28 protein-coding genes and 1 pseudogene are annotated in these 23,334 nt (G+C 71.1%); 8 read left to right on the forward strand and 21 right to left on the reverse strand.

The genetic code is table 11. From position 1 onward, the window contains the following. Positions 1–36 precede the first annotated feature (36 nt). From Adu01nite_RS06350 to Adu01nite_RS06380, 7 genes and pseudogenes are all read right to left on the reverse strand, one after another. A complete protein-coding gene (locus Adu01nite_RS06350) occupies positions 37–885 on the reverse strand; it encodes a sigma-70 family RNA polymerase sigma factor (RefSeq protein ID WP_203725576.1) in 849 nt (282 codons plus the stop codon). A gap of 103 nt (positions 886–988) precedes the next feature. Further along, the gene (locus Adu01nite_RS06355) at positions 989–1,600 is read right to left on the reverse strand and encodes a response regulator transcription factor (protein ID WP_203725577.1); all 612 of its coding nucleotides are present in this window, start codon (positions 1,598–1,600) and stop codon (positions 989–991) included. Further along, positions 1,597–2,709 carry a sensor histidine kinase gene (locus tag Adu01nite_RS06360; protein ID WP_203725578.1) on the reverse strand — a complete coding sequence of 371 codons (1,113 nt, stop codon included), beginning with the start codon at positions 2,707–2,709 and terminating at the stop codon, positions 1,597–1,599. Before Adu01nite_RS06360 ends, Adu01nite_RS06355 begins: the two co-directional genes overlap by 4 nt. 10 nt (positions 2,710–2,719) lie before the next feature. Continuing rightward, positions 2,720–3,499, reverse strand: a complete 780-nt coding sequence (locus Adu01nite_RS06365; protein ID WP_203725579.1) for an ABC transporter permease — start codon at positions 3,497–3,499, stop codon at positions 2,720–2,722. Further along, positions 3,496–4,437, reverse strand: a complete 942-nt coding sequence (locus tag Adu01nite_RS06370) for an ABC transporter ATP-binding protein (RefSeq protein WP_203725580.1) — start codon at positions 4,435–4,437, stop codon at positions 3,496–3,498. The genes Adu01nite_RS06365 and Adu01nite_RS06370 overlap by 4 nt, the downstream gene beginning before the upstream one ends. Before the next feature lie 69 nt (positions 4,438–4,506). Further along, a complete protein-coding gene (locus Adu01nite_RS06375) occupies positions 4,507–5,364 on the reverse strand; it encodes an aminoglycoside phosphotransferase family protein (RefSeq protein WP_203725581.1) in 858 nt (285 codons plus the stop codon). Positions 5,365–5,810: 446 nt separating this feature from the next. Continuing rightward, positions 5,811–5,906, reverse strand: a pseudogene (locus tag Adu01nite_RS06380) (GTP-binding protein); the annotation flags it as partial. Between the two features lie 346 nt (positions 5,907–6,252). Here Adu01nite_RS06380 and Adu01nite_RS06385 point away from each other — a divergent pair. Continuing rightward, complete coding sequence (locus Adu01nite_RS06385) at positions 6,253–7,482, forward strand: hypothetical protein (protein ID WP_203725582.1); 1,230 nt, start codon at positions 6,253–6,255, stop codon at positions 7,480–7,482. Further along, positions 7,479–7,886 (forward strand): HEAT repeat domain-containing protein, encoded by a 408-nt coding sequence (locus Adu01nite_RS06390; RefSeq protein ID WP_203725583.1) that lies wholly within the window; start codon positions 7,479–7,481, stop codon positions 7,884–7,886. The genes Adu01nite_RS06385 and Adu01nite_RS06390 overlap by 4 nt, the downstream gene beginning before the upstream one ends. Before the next feature lie 19 nt (positions 7,887–7,905). On the opposite strand, the gene Adu01nite_RS06395 is transcribed toward Adu01nite_RS06390, so the two are convergent. The 4 genes from Adu01nite_RS06395 to Adu01nite_RS06410 are packed head-to-tail and all read right to left on the reverse strand — an operon-like array spanning position 7,906 to position 9,949. Continuing rightward, positions 7,906–8,259, reverse strand: coding sequence for a DUF6204 family protein (locus tag Adu01nite_RS06395; protein ID WP_203725584.1), 354 nt, complete (start codon positions 8,257–8,259; stop codon positions 7,906–7,908). 25 nt (positions 8,260–8,284) lie between these two features. Next, positions 8,285–8,881: an alpha/beta fold hydrolase gene (locus Adu01nite_RS06400; RefSeq protein WP_203725585.1), complete on the reverse strand. Its 597-nt coding sequence runs from the start codon at positions 8,879–8,881 to the stop codon at positions 8,285–8,287. Positions 8,882–8,912: 31 nt separating this feature from the next. After that, positions 8,913–9,467, reverse strand: a complete 555-nt coding sequence (locus Adu01nite_RS06405; protein ID WP_203725586.1) for a hypothetical protein — start codon at positions 9,465–9,467, stop codon at positions 8,913–8,915. A 38-nt stretch (positions 9,468–9,505) separates the two neighbouring features. Continuing rightward, positions 9,506–9,949 (reverse strand): cytidine/deoxycytidylate deaminase family protein, encoded by a 444-nt coding sequence (locus tag Adu01nite_RS06410; protein WP_203725587.1) that lies wholly within the window; start codon positions 9,947–9,949, stop codon positions 9,506–9,508. 98 nt (positions 9,950–10,047) lie between these two features. Here Adu01nite_RS06410 and Adu01nite_RS48390 point away from each other — a divergent pair, with 98 nt between their 5' ends. Then, a complete protein-coding gene (locus Adu01nite_RS48390; RefSeq protein ID WP_203725588.1) occupies positions 10,048–12,435 on the forward strand; it encodes a hypothetical protein in 2,388 nt (795 codons plus the stop codon). Here the strand turns inward: Adu01nite_RS48390 and Adu01nite_RS06420 are convergent. From Adu01nite_RS06420 to Adu01nite_RS06450, 7 genes are all read right to left on the reverse strand, one after another. Continuing rightward, on the reverse strand, positions 12,432–13,313 hold the full coding sequence (locus tag Adu01nite_RS06420; RefSeq protein ID WP_239132174.1) for an endo alpha-1,4 polygalactosaminidase: 882 nt from the start codon (positions 13,311–13,313) through the stop codon (positions 12,432–12,434). The two genes, Adu01nite_RS48390 and Adu01nite_RS06420, sit on opposite strands and share 4 nt — an antisense overlap. Next, entirely contained in the window at positions 13,313–14,149 is an 837-nt protein-coding gene (locus tag Adu01nite_RS06425; RefSeq protein ID WP_498371274.1) for a DUF72 domain-containing protein, read from the reverse strand. The genes Adu01nite_RS06420 and Adu01nite_RS06425 overlap by 1 nt, the downstream gene beginning before the upstream one ends. 11 nt (positions 14,150–14,160) lie before the next feature. Beyond that, positions 14,161–15,336 carry an MFS transporter gene (locus Adu01nite_RS06430; protein WP_203725589.1) on the reverse strand — a complete coding sequence of 392 codons (1,176 nt, stop codon included), beginning with the start codon at positions 15,334–15,336 and terminating at the stop codon, positions 14,161–14,163. A gap of 79 nt (positions 15,337–15,415) precedes the next feature. Continuing rightward, complete coding sequence (locus tag Adu01nite_RS06435; RefSeq protein WP_239132175.1) at positions 15,416–15,757, reverse strand: DoxX family protein; 342 nt, start codon at positions 15,755–15,757, stop codon at positions 15,416–15,418. A 247-nt stretch (positions 15,758–16,004) separates the two neighbouring features. Beyond that, on the reverse strand, positions 16,005–16,475 hold the full coding sequence (locus tag Adu01nite_RS06440; RefSeq protein WP_203725590.1) for a YcxB family protein: 471 nt from the start codon (positions 16,473–16,475) through the stop codon (positions 16,005–16,007). Next, on the reverse strand, positions 16,472–16,960 hold the full coding sequence (locus Adu01nite_RS06445; protein WP_203725591.1) for a YcxB family protein: 489 nt from the start codon (positions 16,958–16,960) through the stop codon (positions 16,472–16,474). Before Adu01nite_RS06445 ends, Adu01nite_RS06440 begins: the two co-directional genes overlap by 4 nt. Before the next feature lie 18 nt (positions 16,961–16,978). Next, positions 16,979–17,755: a hypothetical protein gene (locus tag Adu01nite_RS06450; RefSeq protein ID WP_203725592.1), complete on the reverse strand. Its 777-nt coding sequence runs from the start codon at positions 17,753–17,755 to the stop codon at positions 16,979–16,981. A 107-nt stretch (positions 17,756–17,862) separates the two neighbouring features. Here Adu01nite_RS06450 and Adu01nite_RS06455 point away from each other — a divergent pair, with 107 nt between their 5' ends. Together Adu01nite_RS06455 and Adu01nite_RS06460 are read left to right on the forward strand one after the other, a co-directional pair. Continuing rightward, entirely contained in the window at positions 17,863–18,192 is a 330-nt protein-coding gene (locus tag Adu01nite_RS06455; protein WP_203725593.1) for an endonuclease domain-containing protein, read from the forward strand. Positions 18,193–18,396: 204 nt separating this feature from the next. Then, complete coding sequence (locus tag Adu01nite_RS06460) at positions 18,397–18,570, forward strand: hypothetical protein (RefSeq protein WP_203725594.1); 174 nt, start codon at positions 18,397–18,399, stop codon at positions 18,568–18,570. Here the strand turns inward: Adu01nite_RS06460 and Adu01nite_RS06465 are convergent. Next, positions 18,558–19,094: a hypothetical protein gene (locus Adu01nite_RS06465; protein ID WP_203725595.1), complete on the reverse strand. Its 537-nt coding sequence runs from the start codon at positions 19,092–19,094 to the stop codon at positions 18,558–18,560. The two genes, Adu01nite_RS06460 and Adu01nite_RS06465, sit on opposite strands and share 13 nt — an antisense overlap. Before the next feature lie 68 nt (positions 19,095–19,162). Between Adu01nite_RS06465 and Adu01nite_RS06470 the strand changes: the two genes are divergently transcribed. Then, the gene (locus tag Adu01nite_RS06470; protein WP_203725596.1) at positions 19,163–20,176 is read left to right on the forward strand and encodes a hypothetical protein; all 1,014 of its coding nucleotides are present in this window, start codon (positions 19,163–19,165) and stop codon (positions 20,174–20,176) included. On the opposite strand, the gene Adu01nite_RS48835 is transcribed toward Adu01nite_RS06470, so the two are convergent. Next, positions 20,099–20,548 (reverse strand): TauD/TfdA family dioxygenase, encoded by a 450-nt coding sequence (locus tag Adu01nite_RS48835; RefSeq protein WP_203725654.1) that lies wholly within the window; start codon positions 20,546–20,548, stop codon positions 20,099–20,101. The genes Adu01nite_RS06470 and Adu01nite_RS48835 overlap by 78 nt on opposite strands. A gap of 183 nt (positions 20,549–20,731) precedes the next feature. On the opposite strand from Adu01nite_RS48835, the gene Adu01nite_RS06480 reads away from it, so the two are divergent. Then, positions 20,732–21,628 carry a dihydrodipicolinate synthase family protein gene (locus Adu01nite_RS06480; RefSeq protein WP_203725597.1) on the forward strand — a complete coding sequence of 299 codons (897 nt, stop codon included), beginning with the start codon at positions 20,732–20,734 and terminating at the stop codon, positions 21,626–21,628. A 158-nt stretch (positions 21,629–21,786) separates the two neighbouring features. On the opposite strand, the gene Adu01nite_RS06485 is transcribed toward Adu01nite_RS06480, so the two are convergent. Then, positions 21,787–22,626, reverse strand: a complete 840-nt coding sequence (locus tag Adu01nite_RS06485; protein WP_203725598.1) for a helix-turn-helix domain-containing protein — start codon at positions 22,624–22,626, stop codon at positions 21,787–21,789. Positions 22,627–22,728: 102 nt separating this feature from the next. Between Adu01nite_RS06485 and Adu01nite_RS06490 the strand changes: the two genes are divergently transcribed. Further along, entirely contained in the window at positions 22,729–23,328 is a 600-nt protein-coding gene (locus tag Adu01nite_RS06490; RefSeq protein ID WP_203725599.1) for an NADPH-dependent FMN reductase, read from the forward strand. Positions 23,329–23,334 lie beyond the last annotated feature (6 nt).

The raw sequence follows: 23,334 nt of genomic DNA on the forward strand, positions 1-23,334 counted from the left end.
CCGATCCTACGAGTTGATCACAAGGGGGCCCACCGCTCAGGCGGCGATCAACCGGCGCTCACCGTGCGCGTCGGTGGCGGACAGGCGGGTGGCCACCGTGCTGCGGGCGGCGATCTGCGCGGCGTAGACGGCCCGGCGGCGCGACACGCAGCCGTCCTTGGCCTTGCCGGTCTCCTGCTGCTCCATGTGGGTGGCCAGGCCGTCCTTCAGCAGGGCGAGGGCCTCGGTGCGCAGCTGCGACACCCGCGACTCGGTGACGCTGAGCTCGGCGGCGACCTCGACGAGCGGGCGTTCCTGCAGGAAGGACGCCTCGACGACGAACCGCAGCCGCTCGGGCAGCACGGCGACGGCGTCGTGCAGGTAGCCGATGCGCTCGCGGTGCAGCAGCATCTCCTCCGGGTTCAGGGCGCTCTCGGTGACCATGTCGTCGCTGCCGGTGGCGAAGCCCTGCAGGGACAGCACGGCGGCGCGCTGCACGTCCTCGTCGACGGTGACGAGCTCGGCGACGGCGACACCGAGCAGTTCGGCGAGCTCGGTCGGGGTGGGGGTGCGGCCGAGCTGGGTGGTGAGCTCCTGGCGGGCCACGTCGGCGCGGCGGGCGCGGGCCCGGACCGAGCGGGTCGCCCAGTCCATGCCGCGCAGCTCGTCGAGCAGGGCGCCGCGGACCCGCATGGCGGCGAACTTGCCGAACGGGATGCCCCGGCCGGTGTCGAAGGCCTTGGCCGCGGTCACCAGGGCGGTGTAGCCGGCCGAGGCGAGGTCGTCGCGGTGCACGTGCGGCGGAACCTTGAACAGCATCTCGCGGACCATGTGGCCGACCAGGGCCATGTTCTCGCGGATCAGCGTCTCCTGCTCGCGGGTAACGATGTTCGTCGCGGCGCTCATGTTCAGATCCCCCCGTTGTTGGTTGCAGGGGGAACTTTTCGTTGCGCCGGGTGCAGCTAACGGTCACTCATGGTTGCGGGTCAGTAGCAGCCGGAATTTCTTCTCAAGAAAGCAGCCAGCCGTTGTCCAGGGCGAGGCGGACGGCTTCGGCGCGGGTGCGGGCGCCGGTCTTGCCGATCGCCGAGGACAGGTGATTACGGACCGTTCCTTCGGAAAGTCGCAGGTCACGGGCTATGTCGGCGACCGTTCCGCCGTCTCGGGCGGCCCGCAGCACGTCCGATTCACGGTCGGTGAGCGGCGACTCCCCCTGGGCCAGCGATTGGGCCGCAAGTTCAGGATCAACCACCCGAAGGCCTTCCTGTACGCGGCGGACGGCGTCGGCGAGCTGCCGGGCGGGGGTGTCCTTGACGATGAAGCCGCTGGCCCCCGCTGCCATCGCCTGCCGCAGGTAGCCGGCCCGGCCGAAGGTGGTCACCATCAGGACTTTCACCGCGGGCAGGTGCTTGTGCAGCTCCCGGGCGGCGGCGACTCCGTCGAGGCCGGGCATCTCCACGTCGAGCAGGGCCACGTCGACGTCGTGGTCGCGGGCCGCGGCCAGGACCTCGTCACCGCGGCCGACCTCGGCGACGACTTTCAGGTCGGTCTCCATGTCGAGCAGGGCGGCCATCGCCCCGCGGACCAGGGCCTGGTCGTCGGCCAGCAACAGTTTGATCATGAGGGGACCTCCACGCGTACCCGGAATCCCGGCTGGTCGGAGCGGCGGCCGACGGTGAGTTCGGCGCCGAGGGCCTCGGCCCGCCGGCGCAGGCCGGTCAGGCCCTGCCCGTCGGTGGAGGACACCACGGCGTTGCCGACGCCGTCGTCGAGGATCTCCACCGCCGTCGGCGTCAGGTTGACGAAGGCATGCCGGGCCCGGCTGTGCCGGACGATGTTGGTGACCGCTTCCCGGATCGTCCAGGCGAACAACTCCCGGTTGCGGCTGGGGATCTCGTCGGCCGCCCCCGGCAGGACGGCCTCGACGTTCGCGGCGGCCAGGGCCTCACGGGCGGCGGCGATCTCCCCCGGCAGCGAGATGCCGCGCACCCCCATGGCGGTCGACCGGACGTCGGCGAGCGCGTCGCGGGCGAGGGATTCGAGGTCGGCGAGTTCGCGTCGGGCGCGTTCCAGGTCGACGTCGAGCAGGCGCTGCGCCAACTCGGCCTTGACGGTCACCACGGTCAGCGAGTGGCCGAGGATGTCGTGCAGGTCGGCGGCGATGCGGGCCCGTTCGTTCTGCACGGCCAGGTCGGCGAGTTCCTGCTGGGCGTCGGTAAGCCGGCCCTGCCGGACCGCGGCCAGCCGGAACCCGCCGGACGCGAGCGACCCGAGGAGCACGGCCAGGCCGTAGCCGTTGTCGTCCCAGCCCGGCACGACCGCCGGCAGCGCCTCGGCGGTGGCGGTGAGCACCACGGCCAGGGGGATCGCCACCGGCAGCGGCAGGCTGATCATCCCGAACGCCGCGATATACACCAAACAGGTCAGGGCGTGTGCGCCGGCGCCGGGGATCTGCAGGCCGAACAGCGCCAGCATCACCACGATGCCCAGCGCGGCCCGGGTCAGGTAGCCCGGGGGCAGGGCCAGCGACTGCCGCAGTGTCGCGGCGAGCCGCACCATGTACAGGTAGCTCGCCGCGAACGCCACCAGCGCCACGATCCCGACCGTGCGCCACACCAGGTCCGGTTGCTTGACCAGCTGGCCGAGGGTGTCACCGAGGTAGAACAGCCAGATCGCCGCGAAGACCCACCCGAACCGCGCCCGCGAGTAGGGAGCAGCCGCACCGGTCATGGCCATGAGGCTAGACCCGGGCCGTGTCGCGCCGGAATCGCCAGATCGCGCCGGCGGCGAACAACGCCGTCCACACGATCACGTTCAGCGCCGCCAGCCACAGGTTCCCGTCGTGCGTCAGGGGGTAGCGGGCGATCTCGCCGACCCCGTAGACCGGGGTGAACTTGGCGATGGTGGCGAACGTGTGGCCGAGGTTGTCGACCGGCACGAACAGGCCACCGGCGAACGACAGCACCGCCAGGACCGGGCCGAGGATCTGCATGACGTTCTCGCTCGGCAGCAGGTAGCCCATGAACAGGCCGAACGCGGCGAACACCAGCGCGCACACCCAGGCCAGCAGACCGCATTCGATCCACGCGTGGACCGGCAGCTTCGCCCCCGACACCGACCCCACCAGGAACGCGACCGCCACCGACACCGCCCCGATGATCATCGCGAGGACGAGTTTCACGGCGATGTAGGCGATCGGTTTGAGCGGGGTCAGGCGAAGCTGCCGGCTCCACCCGGCGGCACGTTCGATGGAGACCATCGCGCCGCCCGAGGTGGTGGCCAGCATCGCGCCGTAGACGGCCATGCTGACCAGGATGTATCCGGTGACGTTGCCGCCGTCGCCGATGCTCTCGGTGCGGGAGGCGGCGTTGGTGCCGAAGAGCAGGAAGAACGCGGCCGGCATGACGAGGGTGAAGATGACGGTGCGTCGGTTGCGGACCATCCGCCGCAGTTCGAGGCGGATCATGCCGAGGGTGAACCCGCCGAAGCGGGGCAGCGAGCGTGCGGCAACAGTGGTCATCGGGAGCCCCCGGCATCGTCGGCGGTCAGGGTGAGGAAGGCTTCTTCGAGGTTCCGCGAGGTGATCTCCAGATCACGGGCGGCGGTGGAGTTGAGCAGGTAGCGGGCGATGTCGTCGGTGTCACGGCCGTGCAGGTAGACGGTGTCGCCGCGGATCTCGGCCGTGTCCACCCCCGCGATGGACTCGAGCTCCGACGCCACCGCCCCCGGCAGGGTGGCGCGGACGGTGCGACCGGACGCGAGGGCCTTGACCTGCGACGCGGTCCCGTCCGCGACGATCTGCCCGCGGCGCACGAACACCACCCGGTCGGCGTACGCGTCGGCCTCCTCCAGGTAGTGGGTGGCGAAGATGACCGTCCGCCCGCCGGCCGCGTCCCGGCGGATGGCCTGCCAGAAGTCGTGCCGCCCGCCGACGTCCATGCCGGTGGTCGGCTCGTCGAGGATCAGCAGCTCCGGGTCCGGCAGCAACGCCATCGCGAACCGCAGCCGCTGCTGCTGCCCACCCGAGCACTTGCCGACCAGGCGTTTACCGATGTCGGCGATCCCGGCCCGCTCCAGGGCCTCACCGACGACCGACGGCGGCTTGCCGAACAGCACCGCGGTCAGCTTCACGGTCTCCTCGACCGTGTAGTCCTTGAGCAGCCCACCGGTCTGCATGACCGCCGACACCAGGCCGAGCGCGACCGCGTTGTGCGGTTTACGGCCGTAGACGCGGACGGTGCCCTCGGTGGGCTGGGCGAGGCCGAGGAGCATGTCGACCGTGGTGGTCTTGCCGGCCCCGTTCGGGCCGAGCAGCGCCACCACCTCGCCGGGCCGGATGCTCAGGTTGATGCCGTCGACGGCGGTCACCGTGCCGTAGCGCTTGACCACGCCGTCGAGGTCGACGGCGAGGTCCGCGGTGTCGCGGCCCGTGGTGCCGGGTGAAGCGGTGAGGGTCATGTCAATCATCCTGGCCCGGCCCGGTTGCCGGACCGGGGGCCACGCGTCATCACTGCGCCATGACATCCGTCAGGGGGTCATCAATACCTGCTCGACGGTGCGCCGCCCCAGCGCGGCGAAGCCGGGCTTACGGGTCAGGTAGTAGTGCCAGGCGCCCAGCCCGAAGACGAGGGCCCAGCCGCGGCCGCGTTCCCAGGTCACGTCGTCGACGTCCAGCTGAGCCCGGAACACCGGCCGCGACGCCGGGTCGAGGATCGCCCACGCGGCCATCAGGTCGCAGGCCGGATCCCCGACCCCCGCGCACCCGAAGTCGATGACCGCGTCGAGGCGGCCCGCCCGGAACAGCACGTTGGTCGGCAGCAGGTCGCTGTGCACCCACACCGGCGGCCGCTCCCAGCCCGGCAGGTCGAGGGCCGCCCGCCACACCGGAGCGGCGCCGGGCACGTCCAGGTCACGCAGCGCGGCCTGCACCCCGTCGTCCGCGCCGCGATACGAGCCACCCCGGTAGGCCGCCGGCGCACCGGCCGGGACCGGAACCTTCTGCAGGGCGGCCACGAACCCGCCCAACGCGCGGGCCGTGTCGCCGAGGTCGCCGGCGCGGTGATCACCGGGCCGCCACCGGTACACCGACCACGGCAACGGATACCCCACGCCCGGCGAACCCAGCCCGACCGGCTCCGGAATGGCCAGCGGCAGCCGCGGCGCCAGATAGGGCAGCCACCGGTGTTCCATCCGGACCGTGTCCCCGCCGTGCGGCATCCGCGGCAGCCGCACCACCAGGTCCTCGCCGAGCCGGAACATGACGTTGTCGGTGCCACCGTCGGGCACCGGCCGCAGCGGAAGCCCGGCCCACCCCGGGAACTGCCGGTCGACCAGCCCTCGGGCCAGGCCCGCGGTGATGTCGAGTTCCCCGTCGCGCAACTTCATGACGCCTCCCTGGCCCCGGCCCGGCGCACCACACGCAACAGATACTCCCGGCGATTCTGCGGATCCGGACCCGTGCGGTCCCGCGACGGCGCCGGCCCGCGGACCGGCGGTGGCCAGGAACGGGTTGGCTCGGCGAGGGCGGCGTGCAGGTCGGCCCGGCGGGCCGCGAGCACCGCGGTCTCCAGGCTGGGCGGCGCGAATTGCGCTTTCCGCGCTGCTTGATGGCGTACGCCGACCGGGTCCCCGATCTTGATTTTCGTCAGGCCGCGCACCGTGCCGATCTGACCGGCCCGGATCTCCGCCGCCGCCCGGGTCGCGCCGTCGGCGAACACCTGCAGGCCGGTGACCCGGTCCGCGCCGACGGTGTCGCGGACCCGCAGCGTGCCGGCGAACATCCGCAGGTAGGCGACCTTCTCCCCGGCCACCTTGTGCACGAAGATCAGGGTTTCGTCGATGACACCGGCGGCGTACAGCAGCCGCTCGGTGAGGCTGGTCTTACCGGCGTCGACGTGCGCCAGGATGCCGAGATTGAGCGTTTGCAAGCGTCATGTCCCTCACGGTGAGCCGGATTCCTTCCAGGTCGGACATGAACGCAGCGCGCATCTCGGTTTCCTTTCGCTCGGCAGTGGCCGGATCAGCAGATCAGGGCAGTGGTGGCCCTCGCAACCGGTTTCAGGCCACGCGCTTGTGTAGCTGACCGAGCACCACAAACAGGGGCCGGCCGAGCAGCGCCTGGTGGACCGCCGGTGCGACCTTCTCGCGGGCGATCGCGTCCGGATCGCGGAACTTCGAAGGGCCTGTTCTCGGTGATCGTCGGGCATGCCACGTTCTGCATCGTCGTGGTCTACAACAACGCGCCGGCCCGCTATCGATGCCAGACTGTCGGTCGTGGACCGGGAAAGACTCCTGGAGAAGACGCCGGCCGCAGCCCGCAGCGCGCCGGTGCCGGCCGACGGCGGGAACGCCGCGATCGCCCGGCTCGTGAGCACGCCCGGCGACGTGCTGCTCGAGCCGATGCCGGTCAGCCCGGCCCAGATCCGCGTCCTCGGCGACTACACCGACGAGCAGATCTCGCTCGAGCTGTACGGCATCACCACCGTCCCGATCAACTACCTCAGCCACGACTCAGTCGAGGTCTTCTACAGCACGCTGCTGCCCAAGTGGCGCCCGGCGTTCCGGCTGACCGCCTCGGAGTGGGAGAAGACCGGCGCCGAGGAAAAGGAGAAGATCGGCAAGGAGGTCGACGGCAAGGTCGTGTGGGGCGAGCGCGACCGCTGGGAGCCGATCCGCGATCCGCACCGCGGCGGCCTGGTGGTGGCGTACGGGCGGTCCAGCGGCGGCTACACCGAGATCCGGAACACCGCCGGCGAGATCGTCTTCGTCGACGAGAAGCCGATCGAGCCGGTCCGCATCCCGATCATCGACGACATCGGCGACGCGCTGAAGGGTCTGGGCTACGCCGCGGTCGGCGTCGTGGACGCGTGGCTCGAGGACAACTGGGCCGCGCTCGGGTTGCCGCCGCACGAGCAGCCGCTGGCCACGCTGCTGGGCATCCCGCCCGACTCGGTGGCGTACCGGATCGGCCGGGGCGGCGGGCACCTGCTCTCGCTGCTGCAGGCGGCCGCCGAGATCGTCGGCGGCGCCGCGATCGTCGCCGGCGGGGCCGGCGAGATGATGGTCGGCATCGCCACCACCCCGGCCGGCGGCGTCGGCCTGGTGATCATGCCGGTGGCAGTGGTGACCGTGGCCGCCGGCACGGCCGTGGTCGTGCACGGCGGCGCGCTGGCCGCCGCGATGTTCCGCAACGCGTCCGGCGGTGGGGGAGGCGGCGGTGGCGGCGGCGGCAAGAAGCGCGGCGAATGGAAGATCACGAAGGAAGGCACAGCCGAGTCCCGGCGCGGGAAGATGGGCCGTTACGACAAGTCCAAGAGCGACGGGCTGTGGTGGTCCCGCGACACCGAGGGGCACGGCGGCTCGAAGTGGAAGGTCTTCGAGGAGGGCAATGACGGCCTGCACTGGAAGGCGGACGCCGACGAGTTCGGCGACTTCATCGTGGGTAAGCACAAGGGGCCTACGGGCAAGTTCATCCCCTGGTCCGAGCTGATCCCGATCCAATGATCACCAGTGCCGAGGAGTTCGTCCGGTTGCGCACCAGCGAGGTGCCGGAGGAGTACCGCCGCGCCGCCCACGAGCCGGCGCCGCTCGACGTGTGGCTCCAGGTCGTCGCGACCCATCCGGAGATGCGCTTCTGGGTGGCACAGAACAAAACCGTGCCCCGCTCGGTGCTGGAGCTGCTGGCCGCCGACCCGGACGTGCGGGTACGGGAGATGGTGGCCCGCAAGCGCAGCGCCGGCGAAGCCCTGCTGCTTCGGCTGGCCACCGACCGCCGGCCGAGCGTGCGCCGAGCGGTGGCCGGCAACCCCAAGGCCCCCGCCGCCGTGCTCGCCCAGCTCCGCCTGGATCCCGACGACGGGGTGGCCCGCGCCGCCGACCGCCCACTCACCGAGCCCCCAGCCGACTAAACCCCGCCCGTGGGGCCTTTCAGGCGCGTTTGTCGGCCTCGCGGCGGCCGCGTTTGCCGAGGGGCACCTCGGACATGTCGACGGACTGCGAGGTCAGGTTCTTCACCGGATAACCCCGCTGCGCCATCCACGCCGCCGCCTTCTCCTCGGCCTCCAGAGCGAGCAGGGGGATCTCGTCCTCCTGCTGCGCCTCGGCGAGGAACCGGAACGTGAAGAACGGCCGGCCCGGCAGGTCGTACGCCAGATAGCCGTCCGCCGTGTACTCGGTGTGATGCAGGGTGTGCTGCTCCTGCTCGGCGACCAGCTCGGCCTGCTGGCCGGCGCTGAGCTTGTCGAACGCACCCCGCACGGTGACCCGGACAGTCCGGCTCATCTGTCTCACCCTTTTTCGTCGCTGACTACCGGCGGCCAGTATCCGGCCCGGCCCCCGATCGCGACACCGAAATATCGTGCGGCCAGCCGATCTCGTCGAAGAACTCCTCGGTCGCCTGCACCACCTGGATGAGCACGCCGATCGACGCGACCACCGGGCCCGGCACATACATGCCGTGATCGGCGTTCGGGACCTCGAACACGTGCGGGGTCAGCCGCCGCGCCACGGCACCGTCCCACGACCGGTCGCCGGTGCCGCCGATCAGCAGCATCGGCGCGGTCGCCCGTTCCAGGGCCGCCACCACGTGCGGCAGGTGCAGCAGCGGGGTCAGCCAGATCGCCGGCAGATCCCGCTCGGCGGCCAGCACCGACGCGTTCGTGCCCAGCGACTTACCGATCAGCAGTGGCCGCCCGCCGACCCGGTCGAGCAGCGGCGTCACCTCACCGCGCACCCACTCCATCGTGCTCGGCTCGTACACCTCGGGAATACCCGGCGGGGTGGCCACCCACTCGTGCCGGTGCACCGTCGCCCCGCGCGCCTCCGCCGCATCGCTGGTGTAGAGCGGCAGTGGTGAGAGCGTGCCGCCCATCCGGCCCGGAAGCACCACGACATCGGTAGTCATGCCGCGACCCTACGACAGAAATCGATGCGCTTCAGCCCGGCGCGGGGCCGAACCGGAATGCGATCCCGCGCGGGTCCGGCACCTCGATCAGCCCGGTGACATCGGTGAACTCGGCGAGGCGGGTCAGGCCGGCGGCGGCCGTGTCGGCCCCGCTGAGCTGCACGGTTATCCCGGTGAACGTCAGCCACGCGTCGGCGGTGATCTCGGCCGGGCCGAGGCCGTCGATGTCCCCGGCGACGGTGACCGCCACCCGGATCCGCGGCCCGTCCTGCTCGGTCACCCGCAGCTCGACCCGGTCGTAGCGGTGATGACCGGTGTGGTGGACGCTGGCCTCGGCCGGCTCGGCGAACGCATCACACGCCGACGACCGCCCGGCCAGGTCCTGCCAGCTGTTGGCGGCCAGGGGCAGCCACTCCACGGTCAGCTCCGCCGGCCGGCCGCCGACCGGCGCGAACGGCACCCGGAAATTCCAGGTCAGCGCCGGCGGCAGGCCGACGGTCTGATTGTCGAACAGCAGCCCGTGCCACTCCCCGCCGGCGGCGGGGACCAGGTCGCGGGGGCTCAGCGGCCCTTCGGTGTCACCCACGGCGGGGATCTTCCCACAACCGGGCACCCCGCCCGAAATCAGACGCCCGGCAGGTGACCGTTGACCGCCCGGGCCGCCGCCGCGAACTCGGCCAGTTCGACCACTTCGACGCCGGCGGCGATCAGCAACGCCACCCCTTCGCAGGTGACGAAGACGTCCGGTTCACGCCACGCGAGCACCACGCGGGGGATCCGCGCCGCCAGGATCAGCGCCGTGCAGGTCGCGTCCGGCCGGTGCGCCCGCTTCGAACACGGCTCCAGGGTGCTGTACAGCGTCGCGGCGGCCAGCCGCGGATCACCGGCCGCTTTCAGCAGCGCCGACTCCTCGGCGTGCACGAGCGGGTCGGTGTCGCGGGACCAGCCGGCCGCCATCTCGGCGCCGGTCTCATCGACCAGGACGGCACCGACCGCGAACGCCGTGGCCGACCGCGGCGACCGGTGCGCCAGCGTGATCGCGTGGCTCATCCACCGCTGGTCGTCCATCCGGCAACGCTCCTTCCGCGCAACGCTCCGACGATACCGGGGCCGAATCCTTCACATCGCCCGCGGTGCCGCCGATCTCTCGCGGTCGGAGGTAACCCATGATCGTTCGTACCGCTGCCGTCGGCGCCACCGCGCTGATCGCCGCCCTGACCGCGGCCGCCCCCGCCCACGCGGAGCCGGTCACGACCGTCGCAGCGACGTACACCCTGCTCGCCGACGCCGTTGCCGGCGGCGGCACCCAGCCGGTGCTGGTCATGGGTGAGCAGACGGTTCCCGTCGACCCGGCCGTCACCGACGACCTGACCCCCGGGCAGAAGGTCACCGCCACCGTCCGCGGCGCCACCGGCACCCCCGGGCAGGTCGCCGACGCCGTGCAGGACGGCCGGGCCGAGGTCACCGCGGCCGCCGCCACCTCCGCGGCGCTGCCGTCCGCGCTGGCCGGCGCGCACACCCTGACCATCGTCCCGATCAGCCTCGGCAGCGACGACGGCACCACCGTGACCCGGCTGCAGACCATGGGCCGGCAGCTCGGGGACTTCTGGTCGGCGCAGACCTCCGGCGGCCTGACCGTCGCCGACAGCGGCATCAACGTGCACGCCTGGGTCACCGCGACCAGCTCGCAGGTCACCCCGAACGACTGCGACGCCGACCAGTGGAAGGCCGCCGCCCTCGACACCCTCGGCAAGACCGAGGCCGACTTCACCGGCCGCAACCACCTCGTCGTCTACATGGCCGACGGTGCCAGCACCTGCACCTGGGCCGGGCTCGGCTACCAGCCCGGCAACATCATCTGGCTCAACGGGTACAACTACGCCGACGGCCTCGAACACGAATTCGGCCACAACCTCGGCCTCGACCACGCCGGCGACAGCAGCTGCGCGTTCGCCGTGTCCGGCAGCACCGTCACGCAGAACTGCGAAACCGTCGAATACGGCGACTACGACGTGATGGGTTACGCCCGCTACGGCGACGGCTCCGGCCTCAACACCGCCAAGGCCGACCAGCTCGGCCTGCTCAACTCGGTCACCCCGGCGGCCGGCACCAAGGTCACCATCGCGCCGCGGTCGGCCCGGAACGGCGTCCGCGCCCTCAAGGTGTCCGGCGGCGGCAGCACCTACTACGTGGAGTTCCGGCCCAACCCGAACGGCACCGTCGCCGGCGAAGGGGACACCCCGTCGCCGGGCGTGCAGATCCGCAAGAGCGCCGGCGGGCTGAGCACCGTGCTGCCCGGGCTGCGCTACACCGACGACTCCGACCCGCAGAGCTCGGCCCTGCCGTCCGGGCGGGCGATGGCGCTGCCCGGCACCGGCTACGAGGTCGTCAACCAGTCCGAGAGTGCCGGCGGCGCCGTCGTCTACCTGCGCGCCGCCACCGCCACCACGGTCGCCGCGCCCGGTGTGCAGAGCCCGGCGGCCGGCGCCACCACCCCGCTGACCACCACGGTCACCTGGAACGCCCCCGCCACCACCAGCGCCGACGCGATCGCCGGGTACCTGCTCGTCGTCGACGGCACCCAGTACGTGACGACGCCGGAGATGCGGGTGCGGCAGCTGAGCCTGGCGGCCGGCACCCACCAGATCAGCGTCACCACGATCGGTGTGCAGGGCCGGTTCGCCACCACCACCCGCACGTTCACCGCGAGCAGCTCCGCCCCGCAGCCGAGCCCGTCGTCGTCGAGCTCGAGCCCGGCACCCACCCCGGCACCCACCCCCACCGTCACGTCGGTCAACGGCAGCCAGGCAGCCAGTTCGGCCACCGCGATCACGGTGACCTGGGCCGGCACCGCCGCCACCTACCACGCCGAACTGACCACCGCGAGCGGCGACCAGGTGTGGAGTTCCACCGGCACCACCGCCACCAGCGCGACCGTCGCCGTGCAGCCCGGCACCTACTACGCCCGGATCACCCCGGTCGCCGCCGACGACACCACCGGCACCCCGCTCACCTCGGCGGCGATCGCCGTCACCCGCCCGGCCAGCCCCAAGGTCACCCTCCCGCCGCAGGGCAGTACCAGGACCGTGCTGCGGTGGCAGGCCACCACCGGCGCCACCAAATACACCGTCACCGTCGGCGGCATCACCACGACCGTCCCGGCCGGCACCACCAGACTGGTCCTCACCCTGGCCCGCGGCACCCACACCGTCGCGGTCCGCTCCTACGACGCCCGCGGGGTCGCCTCCGCCGCCGCCACCTCCACGGTGACCGTGGCCCGCACCTGGACCGCCACCGCCGCCAAGATCACCGCCCCGAAGGCGGGCAAGGTCGCCGCGTCGGTCACCCTCAAATGGGCGGCCCCCGCGGTCAAGACCGGCGACCCGGCGGTCACCGGCTACGACGTCCGCACCGACACCGGAAAATGGGTCACCGTCAGCGCCGCCACCCGCAGCCGGACCGTCAAACTGGCCGGCGGCAAACACACGCTGACCGTGCGCACCCGCTACGAGACCGGCGCCACCGCCCAGACCACGGTGAAGGTGACCCGCTAACAGAACTCGTAGTGGTAGCCGGCCGTGGCGACCGGAACGACATCCCGATCCCGCAGGATGATCGAGATCCGGGCGCCATGGCCGGCACACGCCTTGCGGTAGGCGGCCACCCCGTTGTCGGTGTACTCCACCTCGTACACCAGATCGCCGTAGATCTTCAGATAGCCGCCGCACTCGTCATAGACCGCGCACTCCTCGGCCACCGCGAAATCGAACCCGAGCCCGGTCATCTCCACCGCGTTCTTCTGCGCGATGGCAAGGCCCGCGCCGTGGGCTTTTGCTTTCAACATTTGCGCGTACGCGATGGCCTGGTCCCGCTGCAGACGTCCCTTCGAGCGGGTGTACGAGTCGAGGTTGTCCGGCTCGACCGCCCGGAAACCCGCCTTCGCGCAGTCGGCGAACCAGCCGCCGATGATCCCGGCCAGGGCAGTGCGCTTCGCGGCGGTGGAGATGTCGAGCAGCCGCTCGTCCGGCCAGTCCTCGTCCTCGACGTAGCCGTCCTTCTCGCGCAGCAGCAGATCGTTGTGGTGCCGCTGCCACCAGGAGTTCTCACCCGGCTGCGTCTGGAACGCGTTGACGTAACAGATCGAGTAGACGCCGGGCGCGGGCTTTGCCGTACGGTCCCGGTCGACGATCTTGACGTTTGTGTCCGGCGGATAGGCGCCGCCGAGCTGATAGTCGAACCGCCCGTTGGCGGGCGGAAGTTCCCAGGCCTGTTCCGGCGCCGCCGCCGGACTTGGCGTCGCGTCGCGGCTCGGCGTCACCGCTGGGCTTGACGTCACCGCCGCGCTCGAGGCCGCCGGCGCAGGCTCGTCCTCGCCGCCGGCGCAACCGGCCAGCATCGCGGTGATCAACAGCAGGGCGGCGAGGCGGGTCATCAGAACAGTGTCAACGGTTGCTCGACCGTTTCGGGGGCCGGCAGCGGATCCAGCTCCGGCACCAGCGCCCGGACCTCGCCGTGGAAGATCCGGGCCAGCGCCGGCGCATCCGCATTGTCCGGGGTGTGCAGGAAGACGGTGGGTTCGCGGCCCTCGCGCAGCCACGCCGCGGCCGCCCGCACCCACGGCTGCCAGCCCGCGACCGTCTCGGCGGTGTCGTCCCGGCCGAGATAGCGGACCACCGGATGCGCGGTCAGCGCGGTGTCGCGGCGCGGCATGCGCGGCTTCTTCGTCCACGCGTCCCGCTCGGCGTCACTGGTCGGCGCCTTCGCGAAGAACGCCGTCGTGTCGAACGGCACCCACTCCGCCCCGGCACCACGCAGCACATCTTCGAGGTCGCCGGGCTCGGCGAAGAAATCGGGATGCCGGACCTCGACGACATAGCGATGCCCGGCCGGCAGTTCGCGCAGGAACCGCCGCAGCACCGGCAGCTCGGCCGGCCCGAACGAACCGGGCAGCTGGATCCAGTAGGCACCGATGCGTTCCCGCAGCGGCGCCATCACCTGCAGAAACCGCTGCACCTCCGGCTCGGCACCGACCAGCCGACGCTCATGGGTGACCGGCTTCGGCAGCTTGAGCAGGAACCGGAAATCGGCGGACGTCTGCTCGGCCCAGGACGCCACCGTGGCCGGCGACGGCGTGGCGTAGAACGTCGTGTTGCCTTCCACGGCATTGCACCACCCGGCGTACGCCCGAAGCGGTTTGCCGTCGGCCGAGACGACCTTGCCCTGCCAGGCTTTGTGCGACCACATCGCGCATCCCACGTAGAGCCGCATGGTCGACGATTTTAGAGCGCCGCCGCGGCCGGCTTCCGGCCGCCCAGCGCCGGTGCGGCCGCGGCTGCTGCCACCAGGAACGCCAGGACGACCAGCATCGCGCCGCGCAGCCCGAAGTGCTCGCCGAGGAAGCCGAGGCCGGGTGGGCCGACCAGGAACGCCACGTAGCCGACCGTGGCGACCAGCGACACCCGCGCGGTCGGGTTGGCGCCGGAGTCACCGGCCGCGGACAGCGCCACCGGGAAGCCCAGCGCCGACCCGAGCCCCCACAGCAGCACCGCGGCGCCGGCCGCGATCGGGCTGTCCACCGCGATCACGACCGCCAGGCCGACGGCGCCGATGATGGCGCTGGCGCACAGCACCGCCGCCCGGCCGAACCGGTCCAGGAAGAACCCGCCGGTGAACCGGCCGATCGTCATGGCCGCCACGAACACGACGTACACGCCGGAGCTCAGCGCCGGGTCGAGACCGTGCCCGTCCACCATGATCAGTGGCAGCCAGTCGTTGGCCGCGCCCTCGGCCAGGGCCATGCCCAGCACGATCACGCCGATCAGCAGCAGCCGCCGGTCACGCCACACGGGCGGGCCGGGCACCTTCGCCGCGTGCTGCTCCTCCCGGCCGGTGCCGCCGGGCACCCAGCGCAGCGAGAACAGGCACAGTGGCAGCGTGACGAGGGCCATCCCGCCCAGATGCCACACCACCGGCACCTCAAGCTTGGTGAACAGCATGCCGATCAGCGCGCCGACGACGGTGCCGAGGCTGAAACTGCCGTGCATCATCGGCAGCACCGGCCGGCTGATGATGCGTTCCACGTCGGCGCCGTCGACGTTCATGGCGACCTCACCGCCGCCGAACCCCAGCCCGAGCAGGAACAGCCCGGCCGCCACGACGATGCTCTGCGACATCGCCGCGCCCAGCCCGACGACCGGCGTGCACGACACGATGGTCAGGGCGGCGACGGCGATGACCGGCTTGGTGCCGAACCGGGTCACCAGCGCACCCGAGCTGAGGATGCCGATCATCGACCCGGCGGACAGCCCGAACAGCACCAGACCCATCTCGGCGGTCGACGCGCCGAGCAGGTCCCGGATGTCCGGGGTGCGGGTCACCCACGACGACAGGGCCAGCCCGGGGATCAGGAACAGGCCGAACAGGGCCAGGCGGCGGCGAGACGTGGCGAGATCCACGAGCGGGGGTCCTTCTGGTTGGGCGCTGGCAAGATACGTACGAACGTACACAAGCGCTCGCCCTGCGCCTATAGGCGTCTCAGCCGTGCAACGCGACGTTCACCACCAGGGCCGCGACCGCGGTCACGAAGAAGACCGCCCAGCCGATCAGGTTGCGCGAGCCGACCCGCAGGTGGGCGACGAGCGCACCGGTGAAGTAGAGGACCAGGCCGGCCGACGCGAGGATGCCCAGCAGCGGCACCGCGAACCCGGCCAGCAGACCGGCGGTGCCGGCCGCCAGCAGCGAGCCGAGGACCGGCACCCACGAGCGCGGGATGCGCTTCATGTCGGCCTGCGCCTTCGGATAGTCATGGCCGATCAGATAGGTGACGGCCGCACTGCCGTTGACGAACGCGGCAATGATCGTGACGATGACGTACACAAGCTCTCCCCCGGATCGGTTTCGGAAGGGACGAGCCAGGGCCGCCGGATGTGACGGGTGTCAGGGATGGAAAACCGCGATCAGGGCGGCGCGGCACTCGGCCTTCGATGGGCCGTCCGGCAGCTTGCGGCTGATCACGATCTGATGTCCCTGATGGAGGAAGGTATGCGGAATCCGGCCGCCGCGGCCCGATCACCGATCTCGAAATGCACGACCGGCCGTCCCACGGCGTACCCCCCGAAAGGTTTTAAATCAGCAGGCCGCGCTCGCTGAGGAAGGTGCGCAGCTGCGTCTCCTGCTCCTCGGTCAGGCCCGCCCGTGGCAGGTTGACCGTCCGGCGGTCAGCCTGCCGGAACACGTAGGCGGCCGGGGTCTCGTCGACCGCCACCAGCGCCGGCCAGCGCCAGCCCGACACGGCCTGGGCCTCGGTGAGCTCGATGCCCGTCCCGGTGACGATCCAGCGCCGCTCCACCCGGGGCGGAGCGGGCCGGCGCCGGACGGGCGCGAACCGGCGGACGTTCGCCAGGGCCAGCACCAGCAGCAGAACGACGGCCGCGATCAGCGCCACCGGCAGCGGAACCCCCGCCCACCCGGCACCCGCGACGGCCGATCCGATCATCGCCGCCGAGACCGCCCAAACCCAGACCGGCACCTTGCCGTCCGGCGGTGTCCCGACCGGCGGCAGGTCCGAGGACACCTCGATGCGCATGTCGGTCATCGCTGCGCGCCCAGCAGGCCGCGGCCGCGCAGGAACGCGGCGAACTGCTCGTCCTGCTCGGCGGTGAGCGGCTCGCGGGGCACGTCGAGCATCGGCCCCCGGTCGCAGAACAGCATGTAGAGGTGGTCGAGGATGGCGGCGGCCCGGAAACCGGCCCAGTAGTGCCGGGCGACGGTCAGGTCGGTGCGCGACTCGACGTACTCATCGGTGAGCAGCCACCGCCGCGACGACAGGAACGACTCCGGGACCCGGTCCGCCCGGATCAACCAGGTGCGAACGAGCAGCAGTGCCGCACCCGCCAGGACCAGCCCCGCGCCGACGCCCAGCGCGCGCAACTCCCCGCCGAGCAGCACCGCGAGGGCCAGCCCGGCGACGACGCCGAACCAGCCGGTCACCCACAGCGGCCGGGTGCGCAGCACATTGCCCGGCACCATGATCGTCGAGAAGTAGTCCGGCCCCCGGCTGAACGTGAATTCGATCCGCACATCGCAGAGGGTAGATCCTCAGCGGCGAACCTCCGCGCTGCCGAACGGCACGAACCAGGAGTCCGGTCCGGCCGCCGCCGCGTCGAGGTCCCGGAACAACGCGTCGGCACATTCGTCCCAGGCGAAGTCGTGCGAGTACTTCGGCAGCCCCCGCCCCGGGTCGTCGGCCGACTCACGCCCGTCGGCGATCCCCAGATGCAGGCAGAACTCCTCGGCGATACAGCGCGCGCGGGGCAGCCGGCCGGCCGCGAGATCACCGGCCAAGTCCTCCGCGGCCCGCCCGAAGCCACGCCGCCACGGCCCGTCCTGCCCCCAGGTGGCACTCGGCAGCCGGTCGAAGACATCCCAGTCGACGGCCGCCCCGACCGGTTCGTCACCGTGCTTGTCGACGTCGCCGTACGCCTGCTCGGCGAGCCGCCGCAGCACCCGCCACAGCCGGGCCGCGGTCCGCGGGGTGACCGGCCACGACGCTTCCGCATCCGGGAACAGCGCGGCGAAGTCCGGCACGTCCCCGCCGCGCCCCGGCACCCGGGAGAACCCGGCCTCCCCGCCGTCGGAGAGCACCGCGACACCGGGCAGCGCCGACGAGTTGAGCGTCCACAGCCACAGCGCGGCGTCGACGGCGGCATGCGGGTCCCCGGCCGCGAACCCGTCCGGGTTGTCCCAGCCGGCCTCCACGGCCGCTTCGACAAGCCGCTGAGCATCGGTGACCGCCAGCCGGGCCCGCCGCGAGAGCTCAACGACGGTGGGCCCGAAGGTGACCGGCGCCGTAAGCCCGGTGTGTTCGATCGTCACAGGTCCCCCGAAACAGCCGTCATGGGTCGTCTTCTCCCCATGAAAGCCCCACCCCGCCCTCCACGACGGCTACTTCCGAAGATTCCCCGTCGTACCCCGCGTCTACGGTGGCGGCCGCGACCGGCGCGGTGCGGGGGCTGCTGTGCACGGGATGCAACGCGGCGCTGGGTCACTTCGGCGATCGCGAGGACAGCCTGCTGGCGGCAGTCGACTATCTGCGCCGCGCGGCCGCGACACCGACCGCGGCCAAGCCGCAGACGACGAGGCTGCGGCTGATCGACCCGGCCCCCGGTGGCCGGCTGAACCGCACGGTGCGGTTCCGCGGCGCGACCACCGTCCGGGTCGACGGCTACCTGGTCAGCATCGAGGCCGGCGAGACAAGAACCGTCGTGTCCACGTCGGGCGAGTACGAGATCATCCAGCCGAAGACAACATAACTGTCATTATGGTGCAATCAACGTTATGTCCGTTTTTGGATTATCGGATTACCGTTAATCGTAATCCGATAATTATCCGGCAATGCGGTTCGCGGAGCTCGCCGAGATCCTCAGCCGTCCGATCAGTCAGGAGTTGCTCGGGCGCGACCTGACCCGTCTCGCCTACGTCGCCAAGGACGGCACTCCCCGCAACGTTCCGACCAGATGGGCGCCGAGCAACGCGTCGAGTGGGAGGCGGAGGTGCGTTCGCTGTACCACGACGGCATGGTCCGCGTCGTGGTGACGCCGACGTGGGCGAAGCTGATCGACTTCGAGACGACCCTGCCGAGCGCCGTCGAGGAGTTGGCCCGGCAGCGGGCGGAGCGTCAGCGCGCGTAGGTCTGCTCGGCGAGGTCGCGCAGGTTGGTCAGCTGCCGGTGCATCATCACGAGGTCCGGCCAGGCCAGCAGGCGCCGCCGCGCCCACTGCGGCACCCCGTCCCCGCGAGCGCCCAGGTTCATCTTCACCACGAGCCGGGTCGCCGCGGGGGCCGGGAACAACGCGTAGGTGAGGCTGAGCGGCCCGAACGCGAGCAGCGCCCCGGGCGCCGTCATCCGGAAGGTGAGCGCCTGCCCGGTCTCAAACCCGGCGAGGGTGAAGATGGTCATCCACCGCTGCCCGATCTCGAGCTGCTCGACGCCGGGGGTCAGCTCCCGCGGGCTGCGCCGCCCACGGTTGTCGACCCAGTCGTAGCTGTAGGGCGCCACCCGCAGCTGACACAGCCACCGGAAGACATGCGATTGCGGCGCCCGCACGCCGACCCCGCGAAACCACTGCTCGGCCGGCGCCGGCGAAATCACATCGCAGCCGTACGCCGCCGACTTCTCGGCCGCGTCCACTCCCCACGCGGTAGCCGTCGACATATACCCACCGTACTCAAACCCTGCCTGTTGGTTTTCGTCGATACCATCGGGGCGAGAGGGGAGTCGCGATGACCCACGGCACCAGCCTCCTGCGAAAGATCGCCTGGACACTGCTCGCCGGTTTCCTCAGTTTCAGCATCACCGGAATGCTCGACAAGGTCTTCGAAGTCGGTCTCGCCGAGCAGCTCATCGTGACGGTCCTGATCGGCGGAGTCGCTCTCCTGGTTCAGTACCTCGCCGATTTCGAGCGCCGGATCGACGAGTCCGAGCGCGTTCAGCGCGATGCCGTCGAAAATCTGCACAGCTTGATTCGACGCGGCTTCGCGAGCGTCGATGAAGCGACCGAACTGATGTCCGAGATCGAGCAGTCGATCATCCGGCACGACCTTCTCAAGCAGGTCATCCGGAGGTCCGCGCGGATCACACCCCGGACATTGCCGCTCGTCCGGTTCCTGGCCGAGAGCGAGACCAGACGTCTGGCCGACACGCTGCAGTCATTGTCCGACGGCCATGAACTCTTCTACGACGGTGAGGATCGCGAGTTCATCCTCGCGCTGGCCCGCGGCACGAGCAGTTCGCTGTTCGCCGTCAGCTGGGCAACGGTCAGTGCGGATGTCGTCGGGATCGAGGCCGGTTTCTGGCTGAGCGACCTCGGTGCCCGCTACCTCGATGTGCAAAGGGCCGCCGTCCGCCGCGATGTGGACATTCGACGGATCTTCGTCGTCGAATCCCCGGGTCTGATCAATGAGCCGGAGTTGCGCAGGACCATCGAGATGCAGCGCAGCGCCGGCGTCCAGGTGCGGATCAGCCAGGAAAGCGAGAAGGCACAGCACGGCGGGCTCTCCGACTTCGTGGTCTTCGACGCGCAGATCTGCTACGACACGACACAGGTGACTCGCCCCGAAGCGCCGAGTGCTCCCCGGCGGTTGACCACGCGGATCCTGCTCGACGAGACAGAGGCCCTGCTTCGTGTCGAACGGTTCAAGGAGCTGTGGGAGAACGCCCTACCGGTCGACCAGGCCCAGGTCAGCGATAACGGCACGACCGTGGTCACCGGTACGGAGACCCTCGGACCGGCGTAGGTCGGCGGCTTCTTGCACGATCCGCAGCCACCGATCACGGCCGTCGTAGCGCGCTGTGAATGGGCGCCGGCCGTGAACGCTGCGCAGATTGTCGATGATCAGGATCTCGCCCGCGGACAGCCGTACGTCCTGCATGCTGCCGTCGACCGCTTTGATCACCGCCGCAAGGGCGTCGCGTGCTGGCCGGCGTCGACGCCGGCCAGCGAAACGGGGTAACCGGGTCTCGCGGCAGCGACGGATAAGGATCAGCCGACGACGACGTCGAGGACGCCTTGGACGTACGCCGAAAGTCGTTGCTCCAGGGCCGGTTCGGTGATCATGAACTGGAGGCCGATCTCGGGCTCGTGGCCGCCGTCGCCCGGGGCCGAACAGACGACGGTGGCGTGCACGCCGATGTGTTCGCCGCGGTGCGGACCGGCACCATGGTTTGCCGTCTTTCCGCCCGCCCGCGCACGGAGGGCGGAAATCAGCAAAACCTCATGCTTAAGTGCTGCTTAAGCATGAGGCAGCAGAATTAACTGGACCTAACCCGTCCGGACCGGCAGCGTGGGACGCATGCTTCCGACCGGCCTGCACGTTCCGATGATCACCCCCTTCGACGAGGCCGGCGCCGTGGCCTGGCCGGCGCTGGAGGCGCTGGCCCGCGATGTCCTGCGGGAGGGCGCGACCGGCCTGGTGGCGCTGGGCACGACCGGCGAGCCGGGCTCGCTGACCGCCGACGAGCGCCGCGACGTCCTGGACCTGCTCGCCGCGGTCTGCCGCGAGCACGGTGCCCCGCTGACGGTCGGCGCCAACACGGCCGACGACCTGCGCATCCTCGCCGACCGTCCGGCGGTGGCGGCCGCGTTGAGCCTGGTCCCGCCGTTCCTGCGCCCCGGCGAGGAGGGTGTGCTGGCCCACCTGACGGCCCTGGCGGCGGCGTCCCCGGTCCCGCTGATCGTCTACCACGTCCCGTACCGCACGGCCCAGCCGCTGACCGCGCGGGCGCTGACCAGGATCGCCGCCGTCGAGGGGGTGGCCGGCCTGAAGCTGGCCACCGGAAGCATCGACCCGGATGTGATCGCCCTGATGTCCGCCCCACCCGCCGGTTTCGGCGTTTTCGGCGGCGACGACATCGTCATCTCCCCGCTGCTGGCACTGGGTGCCGAGGGCGGCATCCTGGCCTCGGCCCACGTCGCGACGTCCGATTTCGCCACCTTGATCAAGGCCTGGCGGCAGGGCGACGTGGCGACGGCCCGCCCGCTGGGCCACCGCTTGGCCCGCTTGTCGGCCGCCCTGTTCGCCGAGCCGAACCCGACGGTGATCAAGGCCGTCCTGCACGCCCAGAACCGCATCCCCACCCCCGACGTGCGGCTGCCGCTGATGCCGGCGGCGAAGGAATCCACCGCCGACGCGCTGCGTCTGCTGTCCGAGATCCATCAGCCAGGCGTCCAGCCGCCGGCTTCTTTGTGAGTACGAGCGCCGGACGAGTCCCCGGCGCTCAGCCCCGCCGGCTGCAACGAAAGCTCCGCGCGCCACCACCGGGCGGGCCCGTCGGCAAGACCTTCGACGGCTTCCGGACCCCGATGCCGTCGAAGAACAATCCCGTCGCTTCCGCGGGCGCGCAGGCGTCAGACAGCGCGCAGGGCAGGGCGGGGTGGGCGCTCACGCAGGTGATCCAGCGCCGCGGCGGTCGCGTCATCAGCGGGCAGGAGAAGGATCAGCTGCTGGGCGTCCGCGGCAGGTAGCTCGAGGACCTCCCGATCCCATCGCAGGTGAGGCGCGCGCGGGTGCGTCATCCTCAGCGGGACCCGGGCCGGCGGGACGTGGCGGTGCAGCCGCCGGGTGAACTCGGCGCCGGCCACGGTCGCGAAATCGGCGGTGAACCATGCGAAGGTTTCGGCCGAGGGCCCGAGCCACAGGTTGAAGACCTGCTCGTCGGCGATCTGGTCCCAGTCGACGAAGGTGGTCCTGGCCTGAGGATGGGTGAAGACATACCTGGTGAGGTTGGGCTCGTCGGCGTCCAGCAGGCCGGTGTCGCGCATGACCGTGCCGAAGCCGTCGGTATGGGCGAGCACGTCACCGGTGCGGTTGGTGACGAAGGCGATGCCCGGCTCCAGAAGGGTGAGTATCTGGCGGACGGCCGGCCGCACGGTGCGCTCGGGCGGTGTCGGCCGGGCGTGCCCGGCGCACGCACCACCAGTGATCTTCGCGAGGTAGCCCAGATGGGTGCGTTCGGCGGTGTCGAGATCGAGCGCAGCAGCTATGGCGTTGACGACCGAACGCGACGGGTTGCGGTCGCGGCCCTGTTCGATTCTGGTGAGGTACTCGACGCTGACCCCGGCCCGCGAGGCCAACTCCGAACGTCGTAGCCCGGGAGCACGTCGTCGCAGGAGTGCCGGAAAGCCTAATTCGTCCGGTCGGATGCTGTCGCGCTTGGCCCGGACGAAGTCCCCCAGCGGCGTACCCATACCGGGGAGCTTACGTCCGGCCGGCGGTTGCAGGGTGGCCCTGCGGGGGCCAGCCTGCACCCGGTCTGGCTGCTCGCCCGGAAACGACAGATCGTCGACGGCATGAGCGACAAGAGCAGACTCGTGGTCATCGTCGGTAGCGTCCGTGAGGGCAGGTTCGGGCCGGTCGTCGCCTCCTGGGTGACGGAGCAGATTCGGTCGCACGGTGGTTTCGACGTCGACCTCGTCGATCTGGCCGGGGTGGACATTCCGCTGGTGCTGCCGGCCGCTTCGCCGAAGTTCGCCGGGGACGACTACCCCCGTCCGGAAGGCATGAAGGACCTCGCCAGGACGCTGTCGCGGGCCGACGCCTTCATCATCGTCACTCCCGAGTACAACCACAGCTATCCGGCGTCGCTCAAGGCGCTCATCGACTGGCACTTCACCCCGTGGACCGCCAAACCGGTGGCGTTCGTCAGCTACGGCGGTGCGGCCGGTGGCCGGCACGCGGTGCTTCACCTGGAGAACGTGCTGACCGAACTGCACGCGGTGACCATCCGCGACGGCCTGGCCTTCCCCAACTACTTCACCGCCTGGCAGGACGGTGCCCCGCGGGACGCCGCGGCAGCCGCCTACGCCAAGACGCTTCTGGGCCAGCTGTCGTGGTGGGCGCAGGCATTGCGTGCCGCCCGGGCCGCCGTCCCGTACCCGGGTGGGGCGTGACCATCG

It is taken from the genome of Paractinoplanes durhamensis (assembly GCF_016862175.1).
GTDB classification, from domain to species: Bacteria; Actinomycetota; Actinomycetes; order Mycobacteriales; family Micromonosporaceae; genus Actinoplanes; species Actinoplanes durhamensis.